This window comes from Bacillus pretiosus (assembly GCF_051294775.1).
Lineage (GTDB): Bacteria > Bacillota > Bacilli > Bacillales > Bacillaceae_G > Bacillus_A > Bacillus_A wiedmannii.
Genome location: NZ_JBPPHF010000001.1, coordinates 1,444,435 through 1,470,223, shown reverse-complemented (window position 1 = coordinate 1,470,223; position 25,789 = coordinate 1,444,435). Strand labels below are relative to the sequence as shown.

General features: G+C 32.8%; 23 protein-coding genes. 16 read left to right on the top strand and 7 right to left on the bottom strand.

The window, feature by feature from the left end:
• The first annotated feature begins 332 nt into the window (after window positions 1-332).
• Complete coding sequence (colA, locus tag ACSG5Z_RS07335; protein WP_435711188.1) at window positions 333-2,969, top strand: collagenase ColA; 2,637 nt, start codon at window positions 333-335, stop codon at window positions 2,967-2,969.
• 208 nt (window positions 2,970-3,177) lie between these two features.
• On the opposite strand, the gene ACSG5Z_RS07330 is transcribed toward colA, so the two are convergent.
• Window positions 3,178-4,557, bottom strand: a complete 1,380-nt coding sequence (locus ACSG5Z_RS07330; RefSeq protein ID WP_435711187.1) for a catalase — start codon at window positions 4,555-4,557, stop codon at window positions 3,178-3,180.
• A 271-nt stretch (window positions 4,558-4,828) separates the two neighbouring features.
• On the opposite strand from ACSG5Z_RS07330, the gene ACSG5Z_RS07325 reads away from it, so the two are divergent.
• The 6 genes from ACSG5Z_RS07325 to ACSG5Z_RS07300 all read left to right on the top strand — a co-directional run bounded on the left by ACSG5Z_RS07325 (window position 4,829) and on the right by ACSG5Z_RS07300 (window position 12,294).
• Window positions 4,829-6,046: an aspartate aminotransferase family protein gene (locus tag ACSG5Z_RS07325; RefSeq protein ID WP_435711186.1), complete on the top strand. Its 1,218-nt coding sequence runs from the start codon at window positions 4,829-4,831 to the stop codon at window positions 6,044-6,046.
• Between the two features lie 296 nt (window positions 6,047-6,342).
• Window positions 6,343-7,365 (top strand): hypothetical protein, encoded by a 1,023-nt coding sequence (locus tag ACSG5Z_RS07320; RefSeq protein ID WP_327971100.1) that lies wholly within the window; start codon window positions 6,343-6,345, stop codon window positions 7,363-7,365.
• 223 nt (window positions 7,366-7,588) lie between these two features.
• Entirely contained in the window at window positions 7,589-9,106 is a 1,518-nt protein-coding gene (locus ACSG5Z_RS07315; RefSeq protein ID WP_435711185.1) for a glycosyltransferase family 2 protein, read from the top strand.
• A gap of 52 nt (window positions 9,107-9,158) precedes the next feature.
• Complete coding sequence (locus ACSG5Z_RS07310; protein WP_435711263.1) at window positions 9,159-11,480, top strand: glycosyltransferase; 2,322 nt, start codon at window positions 9,159-9,161, stop codon at window positions 11,478-11,480.
• 261 nt (window positions 11,481-11,741) lie between these two features.
• The gene (locus tag ACSG5Z_RS07305) at window positions 11,742-11,942 is read left to right on the top strand and encodes a hypothetical protein (protein ID WP_431148608.1); all 201 of its coding nucleotides are present in this window, start codon (window positions 11,742-11,744) and stop codon (window positions 11,940-11,942) included.
• Between the two features lie 109 nt (window positions 11,943-12,051).
• On the top strand, window positions 12,052-12,294 hold the full coding sequence (locus ACSG5Z_RS07300) for a hypothetical protein (protein ID WP_431148607.1): 243 nt from the start codon (window positions 12,052-12,054) through the stop codon (window positions 12,292-12,294).
• A 141-nt stretch (window positions 12,295-12,435) separates the two neighbouring features.
• On the opposite strand, the gene ACSG5Z_RS07295 is transcribed toward ACSG5Z_RS07300, so the two are convergent.
• Together ACSG5Z_RS07295 and ACSG5Z_RS07290 are read right to left on the bottom strand one after the other, a co-directional pair.
• Entirely contained in the window at window positions 12,436-13,923 is a 1,488-nt protein-coding gene (locus tag ACSG5Z_RS07295; protein WP_435711184.1) for a glycosyltransferase, read from the bottom strand.
• 87 nt (window positions 13,924-14,010) lie between these two features.
• Window positions 14,011-14,271 carry a hypothetical protein gene (locus ACSG5Z_RS07290; protein ID WP_087984622.1) on the bottom strand — a complete coding sequence of 87 codons (261 nt, stop codon included), beginning with the start codon at window positions 14,269-14,271 and terminating at the stop codon, window positions 14,011-14,013.
• Between the two features lie 403 nt (window positions 14,272-14,674).
• Between ACSG5Z_RS07290 and ACSG5Z_RS07285 the strand changes: the two genes are divergently transcribed.
• Complete coding sequence (locus tag ACSG5Z_RS07285) at window positions 14,675-16,132, top strand: MFS transporter (protein WP_435711183.1); 1,458 nt, start codon at window positions 14,675-14,677, stop codon at window positions 16,130-16,132.
• Window positions 16,133-16,190: 58 nt separating this feature from the next.
• On the opposite strand, the gene ACSG5Z_RS07280 is transcribed toward ACSG5Z_RS07285, so the two are convergent.
• From ACSG5Z_RS07280 to ACSG5Z_RS07270, 3 genes are read right to left on the bottom strand one after another with little or no spacing between them, the layout of a single operon-like run.
• Window positions 16,191-17,300: a DUF4018 domain-containing protein gene (locus ACSG5Z_RS07280; RefSeq protein WP_435711182.1), complete on the bottom strand. Its 1,110-nt coding sequence runs from the start codon at window positions 17,298-17,300 to the stop codon at window positions 16,191-16,193.
• A complete protein-coding gene (locus tag ACSG5Z_RS07275) occupies window positions 17,275-18,438 on the bottom strand; it encodes a DUF58 domain-containing protein (protein ID WP_435711181.1) in 1,164 nt (387 codons plus the stop codon). Before ACSG5Z_RS07275 ends, ACSG5Z_RS07280 begins: the two co-directional genes overlap by 26 nt.
• Window positions 18,435-19,364 carry an AAA family ATPase gene (locus ACSG5Z_RS07270; RefSeq protein WP_435711180.1) on the bottom strand — a complete coding sequence of 310 codons (930 nt, stop codon included), beginning with the start codon at window positions 19,362-19,364 and terminating at the stop codon, window positions 18,435-18,437. Before ACSG5Z_RS07270 ends, ACSG5Z_RS07275 begins: the two co-directional genes overlap by 4 nt.
• A gap of 204 nt (window positions 19,365-19,568) precedes the next feature.
• Between ACSG5Z_RS07270 and ACSG5Z_RS07265 the strand changes: the two genes are divergently transcribed.
• Entirely contained in the window at window positions 19,569-19,886 is a 318-nt protein-coding gene (locus ACSG5Z_RS07265; RefSeq protein ID WP_435711179.1) for a PadR family transcriptional regulator, read from the top strand.
• Window positions 19,887-19,893: 7 nt separating this feature from the next.
• Entirely contained in the window at window positions 19,894-20,430 is a 537-nt protein-coding gene (locus ACSG5Z_RS07260) for a DUF2812 domain-containing protein (RefSeq protein WP_435711178.1), read from the top strand.
• 324 nt (window positions 20,431-20,754) lie between these two features.
• Here the strand turns inward: ACSG5Z_RS07260 and ACSG5Z_RS07255 are convergent, their stop codons facing one another.
• Complete coding sequence (locus tag ACSG5Z_RS07255; RefSeq protein ID WP_048547666.1) at window positions 20,755-21,003, bottom strand: hypothetical protein; 249 nt, start codon at window positions 21,001-21,003, stop codon at window positions 20,755-20,757.
• A gap of 282 nt (window positions 21,004-21,285) precedes the next feature.
• On the opposite strand from ACSG5Z_RS07255, the gene ACSG5Z_RS07250 reads away from it, so the two are divergent.
• The 6 genes from ACSG5Z_RS07250 to ACSG5Z_RS07225 all read left to right on the top strand — a co-directional run bounded on the left by ACSG5Z_RS07250 (window position 21,286) and on the right by ACSG5Z_RS07225 (window position 25,787).
• Complete coding sequence (locus tag ACSG5Z_RS07250; protein WP_435711177.1) at window positions 21,286-21,669, top strand: VOC family protein; 384 nt, start codon at window positions 21,286-21,288, stop codon at window positions 21,667-21,669.
• 14 nt (window positions 21,670-21,683) lie between these two features.
• Window positions 21,684-22,226, top strand: a complete 543-nt coding sequence (locus ACSG5Z_RS07245; RefSeq protein ID WP_435711176.1) for a GNAT family N-acetyltransferase — start codon at window positions 21,684-21,686, stop codon at window positions 22,224-22,226.
• Window positions 22,226-22,807, top strand: coding sequence for a kinase (locus tag ACSG5Z_RS07240; protein WP_087984631.1), 582 nt, complete (start codon window positions 22,226-22,228; stop codon window positions 22,805-22,807). Before ACSG5Z_RS07245 ends, ACSG5Z_RS07240 begins: the two co-directional genes overlap by 1 nt.
• A 162-nt stretch (window positions 22,808-22,969) precedes the next feature.
• Entirely contained in the window at window positions 22,970-23,704 is a 735-nt protein-coding gene (locus ACSG5Z_RS07235) for a LytR/AlgR family response regulator transcription factor (RefSeq protein ID WP_088609176.1), read from the top strand.
• Window positions 23,704-25,020: a GHKL domain-containing protein gene (locus ACSG5Z_RS07230; protein ID WP_435711175.1), complete on the top strand. Its 1,317-nt coding sequence runs from the start codon at window positions 23,704-23,706 to the stop codon at window positions 25,018-25,020. The genes ACSG5Z_RS07235 and ACSG5Z_RS07230 overlap by 1 nt, the downstream gene beginning before the upstream one ends.
• Before the next feature lie 89 nt (window positions 25,021-25,109).
• Window positions 25,110-25,787: a YhfC family glutamic-type intramembrane protease gene (locus ACSG5Z_RS07225; protein WP_137015354.1), complete on the top strand. Its 678-nt coding sequence runs from the start codon at window positions 25,110-25,112 to the stop codon at window positions 25,785-25,787.
• The last annotated feature ends 2 nt before the right edge of the window (window positions 25,788-25,789 follow it).

The window sequence follows — 25,789 nt, the reverse complement described above, 5'->3', positions numbered from 1 at the left end:
ATGAATTTGTTCTTCATAAACATTAGATTTTGTGTCAAATGATTTATACATTGCCGAACCACCTATGTATATTTTATTCTACAGTATTTATAAAAGAATGTTGGCTATTCATAAGAAATATGATTAATATGATTGGCACAGTTTTTGCTTGTACTAAATGTAAGGAAGGGAGATTGTATGTAAGGAATCTGTACTCGTAATAGTATAAAACAAGCTACTATTGCATTATTGATCATAGTTGTATTTATAGCGGAACTGTAAATACATACAAATAATTGTTTTTTTGATTTTAAAATTCAGAATTTTCTTTTAAAGCGCTAGGGGGCAATGGTATGGTTAAATATTCGAAAATTTCTAAGTGGATTCTTGGTGTTGGACTAGTGACAATAACATGTAATGGTTTGCAGATTCAAGCAGAGACAAAAGAGAAAAATGTGAAGAATGTATTACAAATGGAGCCGGTAGGAATACAGAAATCTGTTGATGAATTGGCGCACCCTTCAAAAGTACAAGAAAATGCATCTTTTACAAAACGGTTAAAATTAGCGGATTTATCGCAGCGTCCACTAGCACCAACCGATAATATTAAACCGTTAGCTGAAGAAAAAAAGTATTCGATGGCTGAGTTAAATCAATTAAATAACAAACAATTAACTGATCTTCTTGTGACAATTAAATGGTATCAAATTCCGGAATTATTTCAGTTTAATAGTGATAGTCTTAAATTCTATCAAGATGATAACCGAATGCAAGCAATTATTAATAAACTAGCAGAACAAGGACAAGCTTATGCGAAAGATGATTCAAAAGGGATTGAAACACTAGTAGAAGCTCTACGTGCAGCATTTTATTTAGGTTTTTACCATGATGAATTAAGCAAACTAAATGAGCGTAGCTACCATGATAAATGTTTACCAGCTTTAAAAACAATTGCAAAAAATCCAAATTTCAAACTTGGTACATCAGAACAAAATAAAGTAATTGCATCATATGGAAAATTAATCGGAAATGCATCAGCAGATGTTGAAACGGTTTTATATGCAGGTGAAATTTTTAAACAATATAACGATAATCTTGCAACTTTCATTGAAGACCGAACAAAAGGAGACGCTATATATGAGTTGATGAAGGGAATTGACTTTGATATTCAGACGGATATGTACACGACTGGAAAAGAGCCGAAAGATACGATGTGGTATCGAAATATCGATAACTTTATTAATGAAGTAAGTCGTTTCGCACTTATTGGTACTGTATCAGATAAAAATGGATGGTTAATAAATAACGGAATTTACTATGCTGGCCGATTGGGCAAGCTTCATAGCACGCCGACAAAAGGACAACAAGTTGTTACAGATGCAATGCGAATTTATCCATATTTAGGAGAGCAATACTTTGTTGCGGCAGAACAAATTACTACAAATTATGGAGGAATAGATGCGAACGGAAAAACTGTAAATTTAGATCAAATTCGAGAAGAGGGTAAAGAGAAATATTTACCGAAAACGTATACGTTTGATGATGGAGCAATTGTCTTTAAAGCTGGGGATAAAGTTAGCGAAGAGAAAATTAAACGTCTATACTGGGCGGCAAAAGAAGTGCGTTCTCAATTTTATCGTACAGTTGGTAGCGATAAACCACTTGAAAGTGGACATGCTGATGATGTGTTAACGATGGTTATTTATAATAGCCCAGATGAGTATCAATTTAATCGTCAACTGTACGGATATGAAACGAATAATGGTGGGATTTATATTGAAGGGACAGGGACTTTCTTTACATATGAACGTACACCAGAGCAAAGTATTTATAGTTTGGAAGAATTGTTCCGCCATGAATTTACGCACTACTTACAAGGAAGGTACGAAGTTCAGGGATTATGGGGACAAGGAGAAATGTATCAAAATGAACGTTTAACATGGTTTGAAGAAGGGAATGCAGAGTTCTTTGCAGGTGCAACGCGATTAGATAGTGTAGTACCGCGAAAAAGTATAATTGGTGGGTTATCTAATGATCCTGCAAAACGTTATACAGCATCACAAACATTAAATGCGAAATATGGAACGTGGGATTTTTATAATTATTCGTTTGCACTGCAATCATATATGTATAATAAACGCCCAGAAATGTTCGATAAAGTACATGATTTAATTCGCGCAAATGATGTTTCAAGTTACGATGCATACCGTGTTACATTAAGCAAAGATAATAAGTTAAATGAAGAATATCAATCTTATATGCAAATGCTTATTGATAATCGCGATAAGTATACAATTCCACAAGTATCAGATGAGTATTTAACTCAGCATGATCCAAAATCGCTTTCGGACGTTACTTCAGATATTACGAATGAAGCGAAATTAAAAGATGTGAAAGTAACAAAGAATAAATCACAATTCTTTAATACATTTACACTACAGGGGACATATACAGGAAGTGCGGCTAAAGGAGAAGTTGAGGACTGGAAAGTGATGAATGAAGCAACAAATGATATGTTGAAACGCCTTTCAGGAAAAGAGTGGACTGGATATAAAACATTGACTGCTTATTTTGTAAATTACCGTGTAAATAATGCTGGACAATATGAATATGATGTTGTGTTTAGCGGAGTGGATACAGAAGAAGGTACGGCTGTAGAAAAAGAACCAAATAATTCATTTGAAACAGCAAATCCACTATCCTTGAATATTTTGTTAAAAGGAACCTTGAGCGATCAAGATCAGGGGGATAAATTTGTTATTGATGTAAAGGATCAAAAAGATTTACAGATTTCTGTTACGAACGAACAAAATCTTGGACTGAACTGGGTATTATATTCTGAATCAGATCTAAATAATTATGTAGCTTATGCAACAAAACGTGATGGAAACAAATTACTTGGAAATTATAATGCAAAGCCAGGGAAATATTACTTAAGTGTATATAAGTATGGTGGTGGAACAGGGGATTATACGGTACAAGTAAAATAGTTTGTTTTGAAAGGCTGCTTATTGCATTTTTTAGCTAAATAAAGTATTTAATGTTAAACATTAAACTACTTCAATATATCCCTGTTCTAATTATAGAACAGGGATATATTGGCTTTATATTTTTAAATTAAATAACTTCATTGGATTTTGACAAGAAAATAATTAATATAGATTTGAATTCTCATTCGTAAAGCATGTTTTAATCTTCTTAATGCTCTTTCATTTTTGTCTCAATGCTTGTTTTCAAATCAGTTGATACTTGATTGAAATACCCCAAAACTATCTTCCTAATATCATGGGATATAACTTTCAAATCACTAGCTAAGTTTTTAGCAAGATGTTCTTTTTCTATCGGTTTTAACTTCGTATAAAATTCAGTAGGCTGCGTAAAGTCATCCTGTTTCGTAATAGAAGTTCTTTCAAATTTACCTTCAACGTATCTTCCGTCACCGCTCGTTATTTGATTAGCAGGCGTCCAATTTTGTTGTTTGTTAATCGCCAATTTGCGAAATTCGGAACCAATTCTTCTTCTTTGAGAATCACTGTAAATGTTAGCACGCCCTTGCAGCATTTTATCATCTGATAGTTCTGCACCGTCTAGTAAATTAGAAGGGGAGAAGGCGACTTTTTCTACTTGCTCCATATAATTTTCAGGATTTTTATTTAATACCATTTTGCCTACTGGTATAAGAGGATACTTCTTTTCATCCCATACTTTTGTATCATCTAAAGGGTCATAAGAAAGATGTGCTTCATCTTTCGGATCCATGAGCTGGACATATAAACCGTATTCTACTGGTTTACCATTTGCAATTGCATCATATAAATCTTTCCCGCTATAATCAGGGTTTTCAGCAGCCAGTTTATTCGCTTCCTCACTAGTAATGTATTGTACACCTTCAAAGGGGTACCAATGATACTTTACATACTTTCGATTACCTTCTGCATTTCTCCATACATATGTATTAACACTATGTCCTGGGATGTGGCGAAGACTTTTGGCCGTACCAGCATCAGAATATAAATGAACAACGAAATGAATGGATTCAGGCGCTCTAGCGACAAAGCTCCAAAATCTATTAGGGTCTATTAAGTTATTTATAGGTGAAGGTAACAATGCTTGAATCGTTTCAGGGAAACGCATCGGATCACGAACGGAAAAGACAGGGATGTGATTACATAAAAGGTCGAAAATGCCTTCTTCTGTATAAAACTTTGTAGAAAAACCGCGTACATTTCTAGAAGTGTCAGGTGTTCCTTTCGTACTAACGGCTAATGAAAATCGCACCATAACAGGAACTCTCGCATTAGAATTTTGTAAAAAACGTAGTTTAGTATGTTCAGACATTGGATAGATCGTTTGAAAATAACCGAACGCACCAAATCCTTTTACATGAACAGGTCTTTCTAAAATTTTTTCGTGAATAAATTCTTGTAGCGTCTCGTGAAGTACACTATCTTGCTTTAGAATAGGTCCACGTGAACCAACTGTTTGTGAGTGAAGTATAGCTTGTTCATTACGTTCTCTATTTTCATTAAAGTCATTCCCTAGTAAAGATTGCCCCTGTTTATCATAGTTTTCATCCATCTATATAGCCTCCAAATCTTTTTTGTCCATTGTTACTAAATATGATTTCATAGCCTTGATTATGTATGACACGCAAAGTCCAAAATGGTAACAGACCGCTAGATGAAAAAAATGTACATGTAGTGGACCTGTTGAAATAGAAGAAATTATGGAAAAATGAATATCGTGAAGAAAATTACTATGAAAATTTTAATCTGAAAAATGAATTTATACATGACTTTATAGAGAATGAACATAAATAAACAGGGAAAATAACTAGGAGGAATTTAAAATGTCGGATTGGTTTCAATTAGATAAAGAATATATGATGTCTACGTATTGTCGTACGAAGGTTGCGATAGAAAGAGGAGAAGGTTGCAAACTATATGATGTGGATGGTAAAGAATATGTAGATTTATTTTCTGGTGTCGGAGTGAATGTATTAGGATACAATCACCCGAAAATCGTGCAAATGACAATGGAACAAGTTACGAGATCGTTGCATCTTCCATTTCATTTTTTAAATCCAGTTGCGATTGAGTATGCAAAGAAATTAGTTGACTGCTCTTTAAAAAACGGAAAGGTCTTTTTTACAAACTCTGGTACGGAAGCGACAGAAACGACATTAAAATTAATTGATAAATATAGAGCTAATACGGGAGAGGAACGTGAAGGAATCGTAGTGCTGAAGAATAGTTTCCATGGGCGTACGTTAGGAGCACTTCATTTTACGAGACAAGAAAGTGTATATCAAAATTTTCCTAAAACATCGATTCCGGTATATGAAGTAGAGCGTGAGAATATAGAGCAATTAGAAGAAACAATCGTTAAAGAAAATCCAATTGCGATTATGCTAGAGCCTGTATTAGGAAGCGGGGGGATATACCCTTTATCAAGTGAATATTTACATGGTGTTCAAAACTTATGTGATAAATATAATGTTATTCTTATCGTTGATGAAGTTCAAAGTGGTATGGGGAGAACTGGTAAACTATTTGCTTATCAAAATTTCAATATTACTCCGGATATTATTCAAATTGGTAAGGGAGCAGGAGGCGGGATACCGCTTGGCGGAATTATTGTAGGTGAAAAGTTATGTGATGTGTTTGCACCAGGAGATCACGGCACAACGTTTGCTCATTCTTCAATGGGAACCGCTTTAGGGTTAACGGTATTAAACACATTGATTGACGATGGTTTAATGCAAGAAGCGTATGAAACGTCACACTATCTAAATGATAAATTGCAAGAAATTCAGAAAGAAAATTCTTATTATATTCAGGAAGTACGCCATGCTGGTATGATGTTTGGAATTAGTTTGAATGATACGAATGAAAATGTAAAGAAATTACAGGTAGAGCTAATGGAGAAAGGGATGTTAGTTGATGTTACACAAGGGAATATCATCCGTTTACTTCCTCCATATATAATTAAAAAAGAAGAAATTGATGCATTTATTACTCAATTTATTTCTTGTATGGATAAAGTTGCTGCTGTAGTAAGTGCTTAAAAGTTAAAAGCTAAATTTTATATAAAGTGCACTCTAATTGTTAAAAATAGTTTTACAATTGGGGTGCATTTTTTATAGTTGAATTTTGTAAAATACAGTTGTTGGTAAATGATAACGAAAAAAATAGAAGGGATTCCATTATATTTGATACATGATTGAATGATATTTTACTGTTGAAGAAAAGAGAAAGTAAATATAAAGATAGTAGATAAAACGAGTGGTACTAACAACGAGTGATAGAACGTTTTGAAAATAATAGCATACGAATATATAAATAATAAGAATGAGGTGATATATTGGAAAATAATGATATTCAATTTACTTCTTTACAAATGAGAACGGATAAATATGGTTGGGCTAGTATTCAATATACAAATAAAAAGCAAGCCATCTTATATACTCGAAACGGAGGAGTAGAATGGGATGTTGTTAATCCTCTAAATTCAATTGTATTATTTGTATATCCAATAAACGCTCGAAGCTCTTGGGCATATGGTTTAACAAAAACGAATGACGATCTATTGCCAGCTATATTTTATACAGTTAATAGAGGGGAAAGATGGAGTGAGTTTATTTTACCGGTTGAAGAAGATTGGGAGAAATCGACTGATGTTCAAGTGCAATTGCATGCTACGAATATGGATAGTATATGGATTGTATTATCTAGAAAGCTTGCATCAAATAAATTTGAACATAATTTATACTATTTGAAAACGAAAGGGAAAGCTTGGAAAGTAATAAAAAATATAAGTATTAGTGATAGTATTTCAGGGATAACATTTATAAACGATTTAGTCGGATTTATTTCATTACAAAAACAATATGAAACATCAACGGTATTTAAAACAATAAATGGTGGGGAAAGTTGGCAAGCTATAAAAGATATTCCAAGTCTTGAAGGGATTAATACTGGGACTGCTATGGCTTATAAAGCAATCTACAAAAATAACCTATTAGTAATACCAACTAAAATGAATGATGATAAATTTTTAATGAATTACTCATTTGATAAGGGGAATTCGTGGCATATTTCAAATAAAACAATAAATACTAGTAAAGTGGCTGTTTCTTTTTTTAGTTCCTATTATGGCTGGGTTATAAATAGTGAAAATGGAAGTGTATATCAAATAATAAAAAAAGGATCAAAATGGATAAAAGTAGCAAGTAATCCATTGTTAAAAAATGTATTTTGTTTGCATTTTTTTAATCGGCGTAAAGGTTGGGCGTGTAATAAAAAAGAAATATTTACTACAACAGATCGCGGTATAACATGGAAAAAGGTAGTATATAAAATTAATAATATTGATAAATTTGTTTAATAGAGTCCTAAAGAAATTAGGACTTTTTTTGTTTTTAAATGGTGAGAGTTGTAACAAACAATGATAAGAGGAAGGAGGTAAGTGCAGAACTTATATTTTCAAAAATAGACGGTTGTTTTTACACAGTATAATTCACTTTTGAATATGTTAATAAAGTAGCAAATTCATAGGAAATGGTAATACTTAATATTTTATGTCACATGATGTGTAAAGGGGGCGTGTAATGAAATCGTTAACGGTTATTATTTTGTATAGTGAAAGAGCACAAATATTAGAAGAGTCAATTCAATCTATATGGAAGCTAAATCCTCTTGAAATTATAATTTTCGTTCCTAACGATAGAAGTAATTTGTATGAAATAGTAAAGAAACATAAATGCCATATTGTTTTGATGGATAAATATAGTACGTATTATGATGGGTATGAAGCTTCTGTAAAGGCAGCTAAAGGAGATGTATTGTTATTTGTAGATAGTAATTTTTTATTATCTTCAAATGAAATGAAGAATTTTATTGAGCCAGTTGTTACAAATCAGGCTGATGTAGTATTAAACAAAATAGATAATTTTATAGAAGTTGGTAAATGTCCAAATACGGATATTGTTTGGAGAAAAATGTTAAATGAAATTTTAAGTCGACCAGATTTAAAAAGCAATTCAATACTTTCATTACCATATGCACTTACGAAAGAAGTAGTGGTAAATATCGGCTTTGATTATATAAAAGATATCGTTCTAGCTCATATGAACATAGTTAATCAAGGCTGGCGGATTAACGATCAATATGCAATAAAAACGTTATCTAGAGATGAAACGTTAGAAGAGGAAGGTTATTTAGTTAAAAAAGAATTGTCAGAAAATGAAAGGGAGAAAGTGGGAAAATATTTAATCGGTATTTCTAAATGGATAGAGAAAAAGGGAAAAAGAGTAGGGTTTACTGATGCAGGAAAAAGAAGAGATATTATTCAAAGATTAGGTGAAAGCAAGCAGTATCCTTCGTATCATCGAGGTTGGGGAATGCATTCTTCAATTTATGACGGGAAACAACTATCTGTCATTATACCAGTGCAAAATGAAGAAGAGACTATAGAACAAGTAATACTTGAGGCAAGAAAAATAGAACCGCTAGAAATAATTGTCGTTGTAAATGGTTCGACAGATCAAACGGCCAATATTGCTAAAAGACTTGGTGCTACTATTATTGAATATAACGAACGACTTGGTCATAATGTTGGACGTGCTATTGGAGCGCTTGAAGCTACAGGAGATATTCTTTTATTTATTGATGGTGATTTTAGTGTTTCAGGAAGTAATTTGCATCACTTTACAAAAGCAGTTTCAGCTGGTGTAGACATAGCATTAAATGATTTGAATCCGATGTTACATCCTCCGTTTTATGTTGTAGACGTCGTAAAGTATATGCTTAATTTAGCATATAATCGTCCAGAATTAAGTAATGGCTCATTAGTAGCAATTCCACATGCTATGAGTAGATCATGTTTAGATGCAATAGGCTGGGAAAGTTTACTATGCCCTAGTCTTGCACAAGTAAAAGCTATATTACAAGGGTATAGAGTAGAATGTGTACATTACGTTGATGTTGTAAAACCGAATAGAATTCGCTTAATGGAGAATGTAAGTCATAATGGACATCCTCCAGCGGTATTAAGAATAATTGGTGATCACGTTGAAGCTCTCTCTTACTTAATAGAACACCTTGAAATAGATGGAAAGGGTGATTAAACTGTTAGACCAGTACAAAAAAATTAACATTTCATATGAAGAATTATGGCAAATGGATTTTCAAACTACAGAACCATTTATACTCAAGGTTGATTGGGGTAAAGTAACGTATGAATTTTTAATTCGTATTAAGCCGGGTGCTTCTAACACTATTGTTTTTGGATCCGGAGCAGGTGGATTTCAAGAACAGCCAATCGGTCCACCTATTTTTCATAGACATTCTTGGATGGAAGAGTTTGAAGATACTGTTATATATTATAATGATCCTACATTATATCTTGGAAAATTATCTTTAGGTTGGGGACAAGGGGAGTTAGATAGATTTTACTTACAAGATATAGCAAATATTTTAGAAATATTATTTACAAAGTTAAAAATTGATTCGAAAAATGTGTTGTTTTATGGCAGTTCCGGGGGAGGGTTTATGTCTTTAATTTTAGCTGGATTCGTTAAGGGCTCCACAGTTTTAATTAATAATCCTCAAACAAATTTATTAAAATGGATACCTGTACCAATAAATCTAGTTTTCGATTTGTCTTATCCAGGTTTATCAAGAGAAGAAGTTGAGGAGAAATTTGGCGAAAGAATTAATGTTGTGAAATTTTTTAATCACATTAAATATGTACCGAATATTTATTTTTTGCAAAATTTCGCGTGTGAATTTGATGTGCAAAATCATTTAATACCATTCATTTCTGAATTAGAACAACTGGATAAAGATACAGAAGTAAATCAAATTGTAATAGACTTATATTTCGATAAAAAAGCAGGGCATGCAGCGGTAGGTAAGAGTGAAACAATTGAATATATAAAAAAAGTAAAGCCTAATCAGACTGTAAAAAAAGAACAAAAAGAAGTGGCACTGTCAGTCGTTATAGTTTTAGGAGAAGAAAAATCGAAATTGAATCAAATTTTAAACAAAGTGCACCATATAAAACCATTAGAAATTATCATTGTAGCTGATGATAGAATGAGTGCGATACAATCCATACCTACATTTGTTGAGAGTAACGTTGTTGTGATTGAAGAAAAAAATAAATGGAAAGCACCAGTTCATGGGGCGAAAATCGCTAATGGAGATGTAATTTTATTTTTAAATGGAGAAGATGTTATTTTTTCGGTAGAATTAGAACGATTTATAGAACCACTACTGAAAAAGGAACAGGATGTAATCTTGAATAACATAGACTCTGTATGTTTTGAAAAGATGAGAGTAGAATGGCCAAGTATTGCTATGGTGTATAGAAAAATAGTAAATGATGTATTGGGGCATATGAATTTAAAATATGATTCGATGTTATCTATGCCATATGCCATTATAAAAAAAGCAATTGAAGACATTGGATATGACACCTTGCAAAATCCCGTTCTAGCGCAAATAACTCTTATTGAGAAAGGGTGGCGACTACAATCCTCGTCAGCCATCACTAACACCTCTTTGAATAATATAACCGCAAACAAAACCTCTTTCTATAAAAATGAATTAACTAAATTAGAAGTATGTGAGATTAAAGAGAACATAAAAGCTTTGGAAAGTTGGTTACAACGAAAAAATGCTAGAGGTAACTATACAGATGGAGGAAGAAAAAGAGAAATTATAGAGCAACTAAAACAACAAAAGAATTATTCAAGTTCTCATAAAGGATGGGGTATGGATTCATCGATTTATAATGGGAAACAGTTATCAATTATTATACCAGCACAAAATGAAGAAGCGACGATTAAAGAAGTTATTCTTGAGGCAAGAAAAGTTGAACCGAAAGAAATAATTGTTGTCATTAATGGGTCAACAGATCGGACAGAAGTAATTGCTAAGCAATTAGGGGCAACCGTAATTGTTTATCAAGAAGCATTAGGGCATGATGTAGGACGGGCAATTGGTGCACAAGAAGCCGCAGGGGATATACTTCTCTTTATTGATGCTGATTTTGCTATTCCAGCAAAAGATCTTCATCCGTTAACACAGGCTGTTACGGATGGTGTTGATATAGCTTTAAACGATTTAAATTTAAATCTTAGATTCCCCCTATATATTGTAAATTTATATAAATATATGTTGAATATTGCTTGTAACCGTAAAGATTTAGGAGTGGGATCTACAATTGCTGTTCCCCACGCTATTAGTCGAAAATGTTTAGAGGGAATTGGCTGGGATACTCTTCATACAGCGTGTGTTGCGCAAGTAAAGGCAATATTAGAAGGATATAAAGTTGAATGTGTCCATTTTGTAGATGTAATGAAACCAAATCGTATTCGTCCAAATGAGCACTTTGCAACAGTAGGACATCCACCAGCTGTATTGAGAATTACCGGCGATCATGTAGAAGGGCTTTCTTATTTACTAAAGAATAGGGAGTTTAAAGATTTATTTTAATTTGGAAGCTACTTTATTAATAGGCTTGAAATAGCAACGGGTAAAGTATGAGTTACGTATTGGAATAAAAACAAAATTTTTAAAATTACTTTTTTGATTCAAGTGTAAGTGAAAAGTAAAAACTTCTTCAAATACATGAAGAGGTTTTTACTTTTTTATTTCAATTTATTTTAAGTAAATAAAGTAAAGGTTAAATAAAGCTGTAACCGTATTTTTATTTCTGCATAAATTAATATCGGATACAGGAAAGGAGGGAATACCTTGTCTTGCGTCAATAAAAGTTGTTTTAATATTTGTTTAGAAACTAAAGTCAATCCAAATGGTGGCGCAGAAATATTTGTAAGGTGCAATGATGAATGTTCATCTAATTTTAATGTAATACCATTTATTGCATGTATTTCTATTTCAGTAAAAGATGATTTGAGTTTCTTAGTTGATTTAGATAGTTTAATAAAACGTTAATTGCTATAAAACGAATAGTAAAATAACATCTAATTTATAAAATTTAGTAAGAGAGTCGTGTCCGAATTTAATTAACTGCATATATTGTTAAAGGAAAGGAGGGAGAGTTATGGCATGTATTACGAATAATGTTTGTTTAGATGTGTGTCTTAAAATTACAATTACCCCTGGTAGTGGAATTGATGCAGAAGTGGATTGTGGGGGCACATGTGGGACAAGTCCTACAATTGTAATTAGTCCTAGTGGATCAATTGTTATTACTTTACCATTAGTTGCATGTTTCTCAATTGCACTAAAAGATGATTTAAGTGTTGAATCTTCATTAACAAGCCTCTCTTTTCAAACTTCTTAAGAAAATAAGAAATGAAAAGCCTGCCTTCTACTTTTCTTTTGAGCTGATGTAAAAATAAAAAAGATGGTTACAAACCATCTTTTTTATTCTGTGATATATTAAAAATGAGATAATATAGTATTTAGTAGGCAGGATGTATAATTAAAAGTACTCTTTTTGTTCGATCAAGTAAGAAATTGCTTCTATATGATCACCAATGATTTGTTGTGTTGCTAATGAAAGGCAACCTTGCTCAGAGAAGTGTTTTTCAGGTCGAACACGATTCATTTTATCGACGTCGACAGAATGGACATTTTGCACATGAAAGCCTGCTAAAATTGTTTTAACTTGACTTAAGGTTGGTGAAAGAAGTGAATCAAACCCAATTGTATGAATGCATTTTCGACTAAAAGCATGAGGGACAGCAATTGTGGATCCCATACCTAAATCTTTTCGATTACATGCTAAGTTAATAGCATATTTACATGCGGTGACGATAGAATAGGGGAGACGATACATATAGTAGTAATCTAGTTTATTTAAAGCTAAGTCCGTTCCATTTTGAATAGATTGTACAAATGGTAATAAATCACAACTAGAAATTAAGAAATCTCCATCTATAAATAATAATATGTCACCTTTGGCAAAATAGGCACCAACAGCACGTCCCGTATCATTTCCAAGTGCTTCTTCGTAACTAATAACTGTTGCATCGCAATCCTTCGCCAATTCCTCTGTTTTATCTGTTGATCCATTAACAATAACGATAATTTCAAAAGGTTTTAATTTCTGCACCTCAAAAATGACAGATTCTATCGTTTTTTCTTCATTTTGAACAGGGATGATAACTGATAATTGTTTATCTCCATAAGTATTCGAATAAAACTCTTTACCTGTAATTATTTTTGGAGTGGATTTTTGTTCCCCGTTGTGAAGCCCTAAAATAATATCCCGCTTTCGATTATTATCGGTATAGTTTCCTCTTTGATCTCGCACTAGATTGATCCAATTTGCAATGGCTGCAAGATGATAATGAATGAGTTGAGTTGAAGGAAAAAAGGGAACTTGAGGGATAGAAATGTTTAATTGATCGCAAATCCGAAATTTATGTTCAATAATTTTCATTTGTGCCAATATTGGATTTGATAAACTATCTGAAGTAATTACCTCAAGTACTTCTTTTGTCATTGCATAGGGAGGAAATAATAAGGAGTTAACATTTAAATCTGGGCGATGAAAAAAATGATTCGTAACTTGCTGCCAAATCATTGCTATATTTGGCTGTTGTTTTTGATAGAAAAAATTATCTAAATTATTTAATACGACGTCAGCCGATTGTTTTAGTAATGGTTGAAGAAATTGTATAAGTGAGGGGGAGTGAATAATGTAATTTTCATCTAAAAATAAGAGGTACTTTCCCTTTGCTTTTTTTGCACCAATTACATAACAATTAGTAGATTCTATCGGCTCTTTTAGTGTAATAATTTCACAATTGTAAGATCGCGCAATATCAATAGAATCATCGACACTACTGATAATAGTAAGGATAATTTCAAAAGGTTGTAGTTGTTCACATGCTTTCAAAATTTTAGGTAAATTTTTTATTTTATGTTGTATGGGGATAATAATAGAAATTGAATTTTTACACATAAGCAGTCTCCTTTTTAATCAGAGGTAGTTGTTAATAAGATTAGATAAAAGAGGAGATATATTTTCTTCTTGTTATAAGCATAACAATCATTTAGTTTTATTAGACTCACAATTTTCTTTACTTGTATTAGAACCTTTATTTATTCCAGAAGCGAGTAAATTATTGAGAACGCTAAGGTCTAATTGCAGAGGGATGGAGTTTTCGGATGGAGTTTTCTCATTTTCTTTTTTTGTAGTTAATATAGTCTTTATATTTTTAATTTCTTTATATTGTTTTAAGGTAATGAAAAATCCAGAAATAATTAAGAGAAAAGAAACAGTAGTAAGTGAAAGTATTATTTCCAACATAAAATAGCCTCCTTTAAAACTATAATAATATTATAGTTGAATGTAATAAAACAGAATTCGAGCTAATGAGTTCACTTTTTAAATATATGCAAATCTTTAGTAAAAGTTACTGGTTTCTAGGTTATAGGAAGCAATTATAGAAACGTTATAAATATAAATAAATGAAAGGTTCATTTGTAGTGTAAAGGTATATATTATATAGCCTAAACTTCATTTTATAAAAAGTTAAATAGGGTGTAAATTTATACAAAAAGAGCATTTAATTGGACAAATAATTAATTATGTGAAATAATAATAACAGACAAGGAGACGTTGATTTTCCTTAAGTGCTTCGAATTAATTTTATTCAATAAGAGAAGGTGTGCTTAAAGAAGTTAAATTAAAAAAGGAGCTGATTTATTATATGCAACAAAATAATGATTTAAATTTTGAACCTCAAGACGTTAATATTGTCAATTCTAAACAAGCCAGGAAAGCAGTAATTGCTACTGGTATAGGGAATGCAATGGAGTGGTTTGACTTCGGATTATACGCGTATTTAGCGGTTATCTTAAGTCAATTATTCTTCTCAGGTGTTGATAATAGTGGATTGCAACTTGTACTTACATTCGGTACATTTGCAGCAGCCTTTCTCGTTCGACCAATCGGAGGTGTATTCTTTGGTAGAATAGGAGATAAGTACGGCCGAAAAATCGTGTTAAGTACTACTATTATTTTAATGGCACTTTCTACATTATTCATCGCATTACTACCAACCTATGAACAAATTGGTGCATGGGCACCAATACTACTTTTAGTTGCGCGAATGATTCAAGGCTTCTCTACAGGCGGCGAATATTCAGGAGCAATGGTTTATATCGCAGAATCTTCTCCAGATAAAAAGCGTGGTATACTCGGTAGTGGTCTTGAAATTGGAACACTCTCAGGTTACATTGCTGCATCGGTAATTGTTACCATTTTGACGTTATTGTTAACAGATGAGCAAATGCTCAGCTGGGGCTGGCGTATTCCTTTCTTAATAGCTGCACCAATTGGTTTGGTCGGTTTATATTTACGCCGTCATTTAGATGAATCTCCCATCTTTGAAGAGATGGAAAAAGCACAAGAGGAATCTGAAGACAACGAACAATTTTCATTTATGGATATATTAAAATATCACAAAAAAGACTTCTTATTAAGCACAGTAATTGTCGCCTTCTTTAATATTACGAATTATATGATTCTTTCGTATATTCCTTCTTATCTAACCCAAGTACTTAAAGTCAAAGAAACAACTGGCTTATTAATTATTTCAATTACGATGGCACTTATGATTCCACTGGCATTATATTTCGGTAAATTAAGTGATAAAATTGGTAATAAACGCGTCGTGCAAATTGGTTTACTTGGTTTAACTGTATTTGCAATTCCAGCATTTATTTTAATAGGTAACGGACATATTGCTGCTATATTTGCAGGTATTTTCATTTTAGGATTCTTCCTAAGTGTATATGAAGGAACGCTACCTTCATTATTACCATCACTATTTTTCACTGATGTACGTTATCGAGCACTTTCGATCTCATTTAATATTTCTGTATCAATATTCGGTGGAACAACACCGCTCGTATGTTCATACTTAGTTCATGCTACTGGTAACCCGCTTGCACCAGCATTTTATTTAGCAGGTGTAAGTATTATTGGATTAGTCGCATTTAGTGTATTATTCGTTACAACTTCAGGACGTGCGCTAAAAGGCTCATATCCTACAGTAGAAACGAAAAAAGAAGCACACCAAATCGCTAAAGAAGACCCTGAAGAAACACTTTGGTGGCATGAAGAGTCGTTAGAAATTGAAGCAGGGAAGAATGCTTCAATTTAACAAGTAACGTAGAAGTATAAAAAGACTCCTATGAAAAAATAGGAGTCTTTTTGTTGTGTTATTTCTTTCTTTTCTTCAAACGCTTCTGATATGCATAGAGTTTTTGAATCTCTTCCTTAAATTCATGTAACAGTACGGTGTTTTCCTCATTTGAATAACGCACTGTATTATAAGCATCTATAACAATATGACTCTTAATATTTACATCTTCTTCACTATTTATTCGTCCTAACCATGCTTCAACAGTTTCTCCACGTTTTCTATTTAAAGGAGGAGTTAACTTACTTTCAAGTTTGAAAATTTCTTTTCGAATTTCGTTATGTGGCGGTTTGTTTTGTTTCAAACGTTTTTGGCTCATACCTTCTTTATCAGTAATGATAGTAGATTCGAAGGCAGGCATATTTGGTAAACTGAATTGTTTTCGTTTTTTTATTATTTTCCAAACGACGTAAATAGCAATGGTTGTACAGACTATTATTGTAATGCTATTTATAAGTGTTGGATCAAAAGCACGATGTCCAAATTCATCTTTAATTTGAGGATCTTTTAAATTCCCTTTATTCGACCAAAAATCGTCAGTTTCTTTGGATTCAGCTGCCGAAAATAACGGATTAATGGCGTATCCAAATCCTAAAGCAACTACTTGTACGACATAAGAAAAAAGAAGCCGAATGTATGGGAAAATAGGAATAAGGAAAGCACTAATTATTCCAATCGTAATAAGAGAAGCGAAACGTAATAACTGTTGATTACGGTTTATCCCGGTTAACCAAAATGTAATCATAATGTGTAAAACTAAAAGTAATAGTTTCCACAAATGTGGAAAGGGCGCATAAAATATGGCTGAAATACTAAACCATACAATACCACCTAATGACTTTTGAACTGGATATCCGGGTCCAACTACATGTACGATAAAGAAGAAAAGCGGTAACATAATTGTGCCAAACAGAGAGAAAGGGAGAAAGATAGAACAACCAATTATTTGAGTCATTAACAGTATGACAAAACCTGTTGTTTTTTTCTTCATTAGTTTATGGATAAGAAATACTCCAATATAGCCTGTTGCTAAAAATATAACAATGCCGATGAGTTCATCTCTTTCCGTTAATAACGAAAGGAGGAGCAGCAGAATAAAGTCATTAACGTGATAAAGCCAAGTTTTCAAGCTTTTCCACCATCCCTTCGTTAGTAATGAGAAACGTAGGCTGAGAGAGAAGAGGGAGTTCATTTCTCTGTAAACCAATGTATATCATTGTAGACGATCGTTCTCTTTTTCTCGTTACATAATGAAGAAATCCTTGTTTCGGAAGTAACGTACTATCATCTGAAATACGCGCTAATTCCTCTAAAGATATTCCGTAATGTGTTTGCCCGTCGTTTAATGGTAAGTGCAGAGGACCACCTTCAGCTAATACACTAATAAATAGTTCAAACGGTATTTGATGCTTCGTTGCGTATTGACAAATGTATGTTGCAAATGAAATAAGGTCTTCTATATTATCTTTCCAACCAAATCCGCGATCAGCAGCTAAAGAAAGACAAATCGTCCAACTATAATTTTTTACAGGTTCATATTGTTTCGCTTGTAATGCCTGCATTTTAGCGGATGCTTTCCAATGAATAGAACGGAAAGATTCGCGTTCATATCGTTTAACACCGATAATAGAGGTTTCATCATTGTAAAAAGAAAAATTTGTTCGATAAGACCCATTTAAAAGTTGCTGTAGTTCTTGTAAGCCTGCTACTTCTTTAGGGGAAGGGTACACAATAATTTCAGTTCGTAATTTATCAACAATGGGCAAATGTACAGTTAAAAGATGAAAAGGATCTTTCAAGACACATTCGAACTGTTCAATTTGAAACACACCACGTTTCGTTGCGGTTAATGTTAAATCCCACTTTTGCGCCGAATGAGCAGGTTGTGAAAACGGGAAAGAGAATAGTGTTTTTGATATTTGTTCAATTCCTTGATCTTTTTGTGGTAGTAGTGACGAATTTAAATGAAAATAACAAACACCGTTAACGAGCGGTATATTTGCTCCGTTTTTTAAATGAATAAAAAATTGCCCAGATTCATTAGGAAAAAGCCGAGTTGTTTGTTTCTCATTTATAACTTCAAATTTCTTCTCTATGTAAGCGACATATTTATAAATAAAAATCGCAAATAAATAGTAGAAGAAAAAGAAAAACATAATGATTCGTTGTGGCATAAAAAATGTGAATAGTATAGCACCTGGCACACTTAATTGAATAATATGAAGTTGGAAAAATAAAGGTACAGTTACAACGCGCTGTCCATTCATGTTTGCTCAATCTCCACTGGTACGTCAACTTCTTTTAAAATCCTTTGCATAATTTCATTTTTTGTCGTACGTAATGCGCCTTCCATTGATAAGACGATGCGGTGATTCCAAACAGAAGGAACTAACAATTGTATATCTTCTGGCGTGCAATATTCTCTGTCGCGTAAAAAGGCTAGTGCTTGAACTGCGCGTACTAAAGCTAATGTGGCACGCGGGCTTACACCATTAGCGATGTAATCATGATTTCTTGTAGCATGAGCAAGTTTAATAATGTAATGTTCTAACGGTTCTGATACGAAAATTTCTTTTACTCGTTTCTGTGCTTCTAAAATATCATCTAAAGAAATAACAGATGTGACACTTTCTAGTGGTACATCGCTACGAAAACGTCGCATCATTTGTAGTTCATCTTCTGGAGATGGATAACCAATTGAAATTGTCATTAAAAAACGATCAAGCTGTGCATCTGGTAGAGGAAACGTTCCTTGTGATTCAATTGGATTTTGCGTCGCAATAACAAAGAACGGTTTCGGAAGAGGAGTAGATTGCTTTTCAAGCGTTACTTGTCGTTCTTCCATCGATTCTAATAAACTAGACTGTGTTCTAGGCATAGCGCGGTTAATTTCATCCGCAAGCAAAATATTAGTCATAACGGGCCCAAGTCTTAATTCGAATTCACTCGTTTTCGGATTGAAATATTCAATACCTGTTACATCACTCGGAAGTACATCCGGTGTAAATTGGACACGAGAAAAATTACCACCAATACTTTTAGAAAGTGTTTTCGCAAGTAACGTTTTCCCCGTACCAGGCACATCCTCAAGCAGTACATGTCCATCAGCAAGCAATGAAACGAGTAATAGATCAATAACATTTCCTTTACCTACAAAAACCGATCCTATGTTTTCTTTCAATTTATTTATCATATGTATCATTCCTTTCAAAATATAAACGGATATTTCTATATTTTAACAATTTATTCAGAAAATTGATACTATTTTTAAATTCAAAGAAATAAATATACAAGTATTAAATTATACTTGCATATTTTAGAATGTAGTTATACAATATCGATATACGATGTATCGTAAGTCGATATATCAGAAAGCGATGTATCGGAGGTGGTTATAATGAATACGAAAGCGAAAAAATATATTCCATTAACAGAGGCGACATATTACATATTGTTATCACTAGTGAAACCAATGCATGGTTACGGAATTATGCAAATGGTAGAAGAGATGACAAATGGAGAAGTAAAGCTCGGTCCAGGTACTTTATACGGGAATACGACGAAGTTATTAAAAGAAAAATTAATTGTTGAAGTTGCCTCTACAGATAGAAAGAAATGCTATGAGTTAACGTCACTTGGTAGAGAAGTATTAGAGCTAGAGTATAACAGGTTACAGAGATCTGTAAGGAATGGAAATAGTATATTAGGAGGGTGAATCGAAGATGGAGACAAAAAGGGTATTTAAGTTTTTTACGGCATGGAATTTAGAAAAAGAAGAAGCTTTTTTACGAAAGATGCATCAACAAGGTTGGGGATTACAAAAATATAATTTAATGTATACGTTTAAGAAAACTGAGCCAAAAGATGTAATATACAAAGCTGATTTTAGATTGGTTTATAGAGATTCGAAAGAACAACAACAAGAGTATTTCGAAATATACGAAATGTCAGGTTGGAAACGCGTAACGAGTTTTACAAGATGGAATTATTTTTGTAAGGAAGTAGAAGAGGTAAATGAATTACCTGACATATACTCAGAAAAGGAGACAAGGATACAAAAACTAAATGAGTTATTGCTATTCCTTGTTATTATATCAGCAAGTATATTACCATCAATGTACAATCTATTTATAAGCCCGATGGAATCAAGAGTGCCAATTTGGGCGAAAGCTATGACGGGTCTTACAGGTTGTATGTGGATGTACTTCTTCATAAGACTCACTTGGAAAATTAAGAAATTAAAAAGTGAAATATTATAATAAAAAGTAGAATTAAAAAGAAGTTGATTTTGTAGGGAGAAATATCGGGATCAACTTCTTTTGGTTTTATATAATTGCATTTTTGTTCGCTCTTTTTTATATAATAAAACTCTATATAAAGGTAAGGGATTAATAGTTGCAAAGATTAAACAATATCCCGAAAATAATAAATGAAGAAAAAACGATTCATATTGAGGATCAAAAAATAAAAGATGACAAAGAAGGTGTGAGGTGTAATTTATAATAAGGAAGAAAAATGTTTTTTCATTAACATATGAAACAAAAAACCCCCTATAGAAAAGTGGTAGGGGGTAATAAAAATATTTAAGAAAAAGACTGATTTTGCGCAGGTTTAATAAATTGTTCTGGGTTTTCAACAAGTCCGCATACAGCACATTGGACTCTATATGTTGGTCCTTGATAGGACATATGAAAAGCATTCATCGTTTCATTTGTGTATTCTTCTTCTACTTGACCAGTTTGTGGATTTAACTTGACTGGTTTTACTTGTTGCTCAAGAATATTAAAGCGAGTACGGTTCGTTTTACAGCTTGGACATAGCATTGGTTCCATATGTATACACCTCCATTTGTAGCATTTCTTAAACTCATTAATTTTATGCAAGCAAAAAACTTTCTCAATATAAATGGGTATTTAAAATATTCAAAATTCAGAAAAAATAAAATATAATAAAGGTACGAACTGGTTATGTCCAAACCAAATCTCCTGTTTTATGCCAATAAGCTGGGGGGCCGAGAAATCGGCCTCATTTTTTTGTGCTCGTTGCTATAAGGAACAAGGTTTTTATGAGACATTTGTCGAAATTTTAGGGATGGATATAAAGGAGGATGTAAAATGAATTTAAAAATGAAGTACATCATTTTATATGTAGAAAATTTCGAAGAATGTTTAAAATTTTATAAAGATATTTTACAGTTACCTATAAAAGCGGAGCATGGTACATATATTGAATTTAATACTGGTTCTACAATTTTAGCGATGAACACAAGGCAAGATGTGAAAGAATTAACAGGTCTACTACTTACAGAAGGCGAGTTACAATCTTCTCATTTTGAATTGGGATTCGTTGTTAATCATGTACAAGAAACAATCGAACAATTTAGAGAGCAAGGAATTAAAATCTTAGTTGAACCAATTGTGAAACCGTGGGGACAAACAATTGCATACATTGCCGATCCAGATGGGAATTATATTGAAATTTGCAGTTCATTAGAATAGAAGGAGAAAAAGAGATGGGGTTTCCGAAACTAGAAACAGAACGTTTACAATTAAGAGAACTAACACTGTTAGATGCAGAAACGATGTTCCGTTATTTTTCAAAAGAATCTGTTATACGTTATTTTGGAATGGATTCTTTCGAAAATATTGAGCAAGCGAAAACGACTATTCAAACGTTTAAAAATCGTTATGAAGAAGGAACTGTATTTCGCTGGGGAATTGAGAAAAAGGGTACGGGCCAATTAATCGGAACGTGCGGATTTCATTTAATAAACAAGCATCATAAGCGAGCTGAAATTGGTTATGAATTGGACGATACATATTGGGGACAAGGGTATGCAAGGGAAGCGTTACAGGCGATTTTAACTTACGGGTTTGAAACGTTACAACTTATAAGAATTGCTGCTGTTGTATACGTGGAGAATAAAGCTTCTCAAAAATTATTAAGTAAAGCAGGTTTTCAAGAAGAAGGATTACTTCGAAAACATATGATACAAAATGGAGTTGCTCATGATACGATTTTATACTCGTTATTAAAAGAAGAGTGGAAGAAGTAATGCGTACAAATGAGCTTATAAATGTTATGAAGAAGCATAAAGAAAATAGGTTCATTCTAGGTATTGATGGACTAAGTCGATCGGGTAAAACAACATTTGTAACAAACTTAAAAGAAAATATGAAACAAGAAAGTATTCCGTTCCATATTTTTCATATTGATGATCATATAGTAGAACGTAATAAACGGTATCATACTGGCTATGAAGAATGGTATGAGTATTATTATTTACAATGGGATATTGAATGGCTTCGGCAGAAGTTTTTTCAGAAGTTACAAAATGACACAAAACTGAAATTACCGTTCTATAATAATGAGACAGACTCAAGTGAGATGAAAAAAGTACAGATCCCCATAGTAGGCGTAATTGTAATAGAAGGTGTTTTTCTACAGAGAAAAGAATGGAGAGATTTCTTTCATTATATGGTGTATTTAGATTGTCCAAGAGAGACACGGTTTCTACGTGAGAGTGAAGAAACGCAGAAAAACCTTTCAAAGTTTGAAAATAGGTATTGGAAAGCAGAGGATTATTACTTAGAAACGGAATTGCCGAAGGATCGGGCGGATTTAGTTATAGAATGATTTGAAGAAAACCTCAACTTTGTGCTTGAATAGTTGAGGTTTCTCTATGTAATAGCAAATTAATTATTTTAATTCTTGGGAAGGAGATTAGTATAACGATTTGAATTATATAGTTATAGATAAATCTATAGATGGAAAGATTTCAATAAAGCGAGTGATTACATGAGTATTTTCATTTTAGAAGACGATGTCATACAAGCACAGCAAATGAAACGGCTAGTTGAAGAGATTTGTGAGAAATATATGTTGCCTTTTGATTTTATCGAGGTGAGTAGTAAAAGTGAAAACATCATTACTAACATTCCTAAGGCGAAGTATATCCCAATCTATTTTTTAGATATAGAGATAAAAAGAGAAGAACGTAAAGGGTTACAAGTGGCACAAGAGATACGAAAGTATGATACGCAAGGAATTATTGTGTTTGTAACGACGCATTCTGAATTTGCACCTATTTCATATCAATACATGGTATCAGCTTTAACTTTTATTGATAAAGGGTTGCCATACGAGGAGAGGCGTAACGTTTTTGAACAATGTTTACTCCAATATGAAGCGCGTAATAAGCATATTATTCCGTCCGATGACTTTATCGTTGAAAATAGTAATGCAACTGTGCGGGTTCCGTTTCATGAAGTTGAATATGTTATGACCGATGAACCGCACCGTTTAGCATTAGTGACGTTAGATCGAATTGTTTATTTTTATGGGACTTTAAAAGAAATTGAATTAGTAGATGAACGTTTATTTCGTTGTCATCAATCATATATCGTGAATACGAAGCAACTGTCTTCTTATGATGCGAAGCAAAAAATGATAGTTTTAAAAAGCGGGAAACGTATTCCAGTATCACGTCGTTTATTCAGTAAAGTACGTAACATATTAAAGGGTGAGATGTAATGTATATTTATGATTTATTTGCAATACTGCTTACTAGTATAAGCCATACGTTTTTATACATTCAATTAATCCGGTACAATAGATTGTCATATAGAATGTTAATAGCTTTAAGTGCGGTATTCATTATTTTACTTGCTATTGTCGTAACAGTAACGAGATATCCAGAATTGAATAGTACGATTGTGTTATTTTTAATAAGTTTAGGACTAATGCAAAATGAACTAAAACTTAAGTATAATGTATATTTTGCACTAGTGAGCATGGTGATTATAACGTTAGTAAAAATGTTGCTTTTCGATTTAGGAATGAAAATCTTTATGTTAACGCCATTCAATTTATATTTATGGACAGGAAGCATGATTCACCTTACCGTATCGACACTTACTTTTATCGGTATTTTTGTAGCCCGTAAAAGAATCCAAAAAATTGCTCAATATATAGTAGGTAGTCCGCTATACTATGTAACTTATATATTATTAATTGCCGGATTTATTATTGAACTAATCTTAACTCAGCCATCTTCTGCGTTATTAGCACAATTAAATCAACAATACAGTGAAGTAAGTTATATTTCAGCGATTATTATATTTTTATTATTACTAATCATTGTGCTAATAAGCTCACACTTATCGAAAGAAAAGTTACGAGAAGAGCACGAAAAACGTTTAGATAAAGAGTTATTAGATTATGTAGAGAAATTAGAGGATATGCACGATGAGCTTGCTAGTTTCCGTCATGATTATATGAATATATTGCTATCGTTAGAAGAGGGCATACGTACGAAAAATGTGAAAGAAATTGAGCAAGTGTACTATGACGTTATAGCACCTACGTTAAAAACAATAAATGATCATGAACTTGATATTGCGAAATTATCTCGCGTACATATCCCTGAAGTGAGAAGTGTATTAAGGGCGAAAGTTAGCACTGCCCAGCACCAACAAATAAAAATAATGCTCGATATACCAGAGAATATTGAAAGTGTTTCGATGACGGTTATTTCATTTATTCGCATCATTTCAGTTTTAGTAGACAATGCAATTGAAGAAGCAGTACATAGTGAGGAAAAGATATTGCAAATCGCATTCTTTGAAATGGATTCACGACAATATTTTATCGTGCGTAATAGTTCAAAGAGTGAAGCGATTGATTTGCAAAAAATTTATGAGAAAAACCATTCAAGTAAAGAGGGGGCTAGAGGATACGGGTTATTCTCATTAAAACGTATCATGAATAAAACAAATAATGCAACGTTAGAAACAACTTATGTAAGTCCTTATTTCACGCAAACATTCATATTAAAAGAGATAAAATGACCATCTATGATGAAAATGAAACCGAATAGGAAAGAACTACATACTTTCTTCACTCGTTTTTATACACTTCAAGTAAAAGGTGAAGCGAGATGAATGGACTTATTTTTACAACAATGATTTGCTTTGGTTTACCGCTTGTAGCACTTTTATATGCTGTTTGGAAGAAACGCTATATTCCATATATGTTAGGTGTATTGGCTTTTGTTGTATCGCAAATATTGATCCGCATACCAATACTGAATTATGTAAATGGAACTAGCACAGATTTTCAAATGTTTTCAATAATGCAGCCTGTATTATTTGTACTATTGCTTAGTTTATCAGCTGGAATTTTTGAAGAGATAGCTCGTTTTATCGCAATGCGTTATTTTATGAAGCAACGAGATTGGCAGTCTGGTTTTTTATTTGGAGCAGGGCATGGTGGTATTGAAGCGGTGTTGATAGTTGGTATCCCGGTAATATCCCTATTATTGTCACAAACAGTCATTCAAAATGGTGACAGTTATTATTTCGGCGGTATTGAGCGCATCTTTGCGATGGTATTGCATATTGGACTTTCCTTCATTATATTACAAGCTGTCGTCCAAAAGAAATTTCGTTATGTTGTCTATGCAATTCTCATCCATGGAACTGCAAATGCATTAGCTGGCATTATATCTCTATACGTACCAGGGAAAAACGGGATCATTATGTCAGAAGTTTCAATAGCAATTTGTGCTTTACTCGTTTTTAGTTATAGTTTCACTTTAAAAAGAAAGGGTGTATGAAA

Excerpts from the sequence above, each read along its gene's own strand:
- ACSG5Z_RS07240 (WP_087984631.1), top strand. The coding sequence starts at position 22,226 with ATGCGTACAAATGAGCTTATAAATGTTATGAAGAAGCATAAAGAAAAT.
- ACSG5Z_RS07225 (WP_137015354.1), top strand. The coding sequence starts at position 25,110 with ATGAATGGACTTATTTTTACAACAATGATTTGCTTTGGTTTACCGCTT.
- ACSG5Z_RS07235 (WP_088609176.1), top strand. The coding sequence starts at position 22,970 with ATGAGTATTTTCATTTTAGAAGACGATGTCATACAAGCACAGCAAATG.
- ACSG5Z_RS07310 (WP_435711263.1), top strand. The coding sequence starts at position 9,159 with ATGGATTTTCAAACTACAGAACCATTTATACTCAAGGTTGATTGGGGT.
- ACSG5Z_RS07300 (WP_431148607.1), top strand. The coding sequence starts at position 12,052 with ATGGCATGTATTACGAATAATGTTTGTTTAGATGTGTGTCTTAAAATT.
- ACSG5Z_RS07230 (WP_435711175.1), top strand. The coding sequence starts at position 23,704 with ATGTATATTTATGATTTATTTGCAATACTGCTTACTAGTATAAGCCAT.
- ACSG5Z_RS07295 (WP_435711184.1), bottom strand. The coding sequence starts at position 13,923 with ATGTGTAAAAATTCAATTTCTATTATTATCCCCATACAACATAAAATA.
- ACSG5Z_RS07285 (WP_435711183.1), top strand. The coding sequence starts at position 14,675 with ATGCAACAAAATAATGATTTAAATTTTGAACCTCAAGACGTTAATATT.
- ACSG5Z_RS07245 (WP_435711176.1), top strand. The coding sequence starts at position 21,684 with ATGGGGTTTCCGAAACTAGAAACAGAACGTTTACAATTAAGAGAACTA.
- ACSG5Z_RS07315 (WP_435711185.1), top strand. The coding sequence starts at position 7,589 with ATGAAATCGTTAACGGTTATTATTTTGTATAGTGAAAGAGCACAAATA.
- ACSG5Z_RS07270 (WP_435711180.1), bottom strand. The coding sequence starts at position 19,364 with ATGATAAATAAATTGAAAGAAAACATAGGATCGGTTTTTGTAGGTAAA.
- ACSG5Z_RS07325 (WP_435711186.1), top strand. The coding sequence starts at position 4,829 with ATGTCGGATTGGTTTCAATTAGATAAAGAATATATGATGTCTACGTAT.
- colA (WP_435711188.1), top strand. The coding sequence starts at position 333 with ATGGTTAAATATTCGAAAATTTCTAAGTGGATTCTTGGTGTTGGACTA.
- ACSG5Z_RS07275 (WP_435711181.1), bottom strand. The coding sequence starts at position 18,438 with ATGAATGGACAGCGCGTTGTAACTGTACCTTTATTTTTCCAACTTCAT.
- ACSG5Z_RS07265 (WP_435711179.1), top strand. The coding sequence starts at position 19,569 with ATGAATACGAAAGCGAAAAAATATATTCCATTAACAGAGGCGACATAT.
- ACSG5Z_RS07260 (WP_435711178.1), top strand. The coding sequence starts at position 19,894 with ATGGAGACAAAAAGGGTATTTAAGTTTTTTACGGCATGGAATTTAGAA.
- ACSG5Z_RS07330 (WP_435711187.1), bottom strand. The coding sequence starts at position 4,557 with ATGGATGAAAACTATGATAAACAGGGGCAATCTTTACTAGGGAATGAC.
- ACSG5Z_RS07250 (WP_435711177.1), top strand. The coding sequence starts at position 21,286 with ATGAATTTAAAAATGAAGTACATCATTTTATATGTAGAAAATTTCGAA.
- ACSG5Z_RS07290 (WP_087984622.1), bottom strand. The coding sequence starts at position 14,271 with ATGTTGGAAATAATACTTTCACTTACTACTGTTTCTTTTCTCTTAATT.
- ACSG5Z_RS07255 (WP_048547666.1), bottom strand. The coding sequence starts at position 21,003 with ATGGAACCAATGCTATGTCCAAGCTGTAAAACGAACCGTACTCGCTTT.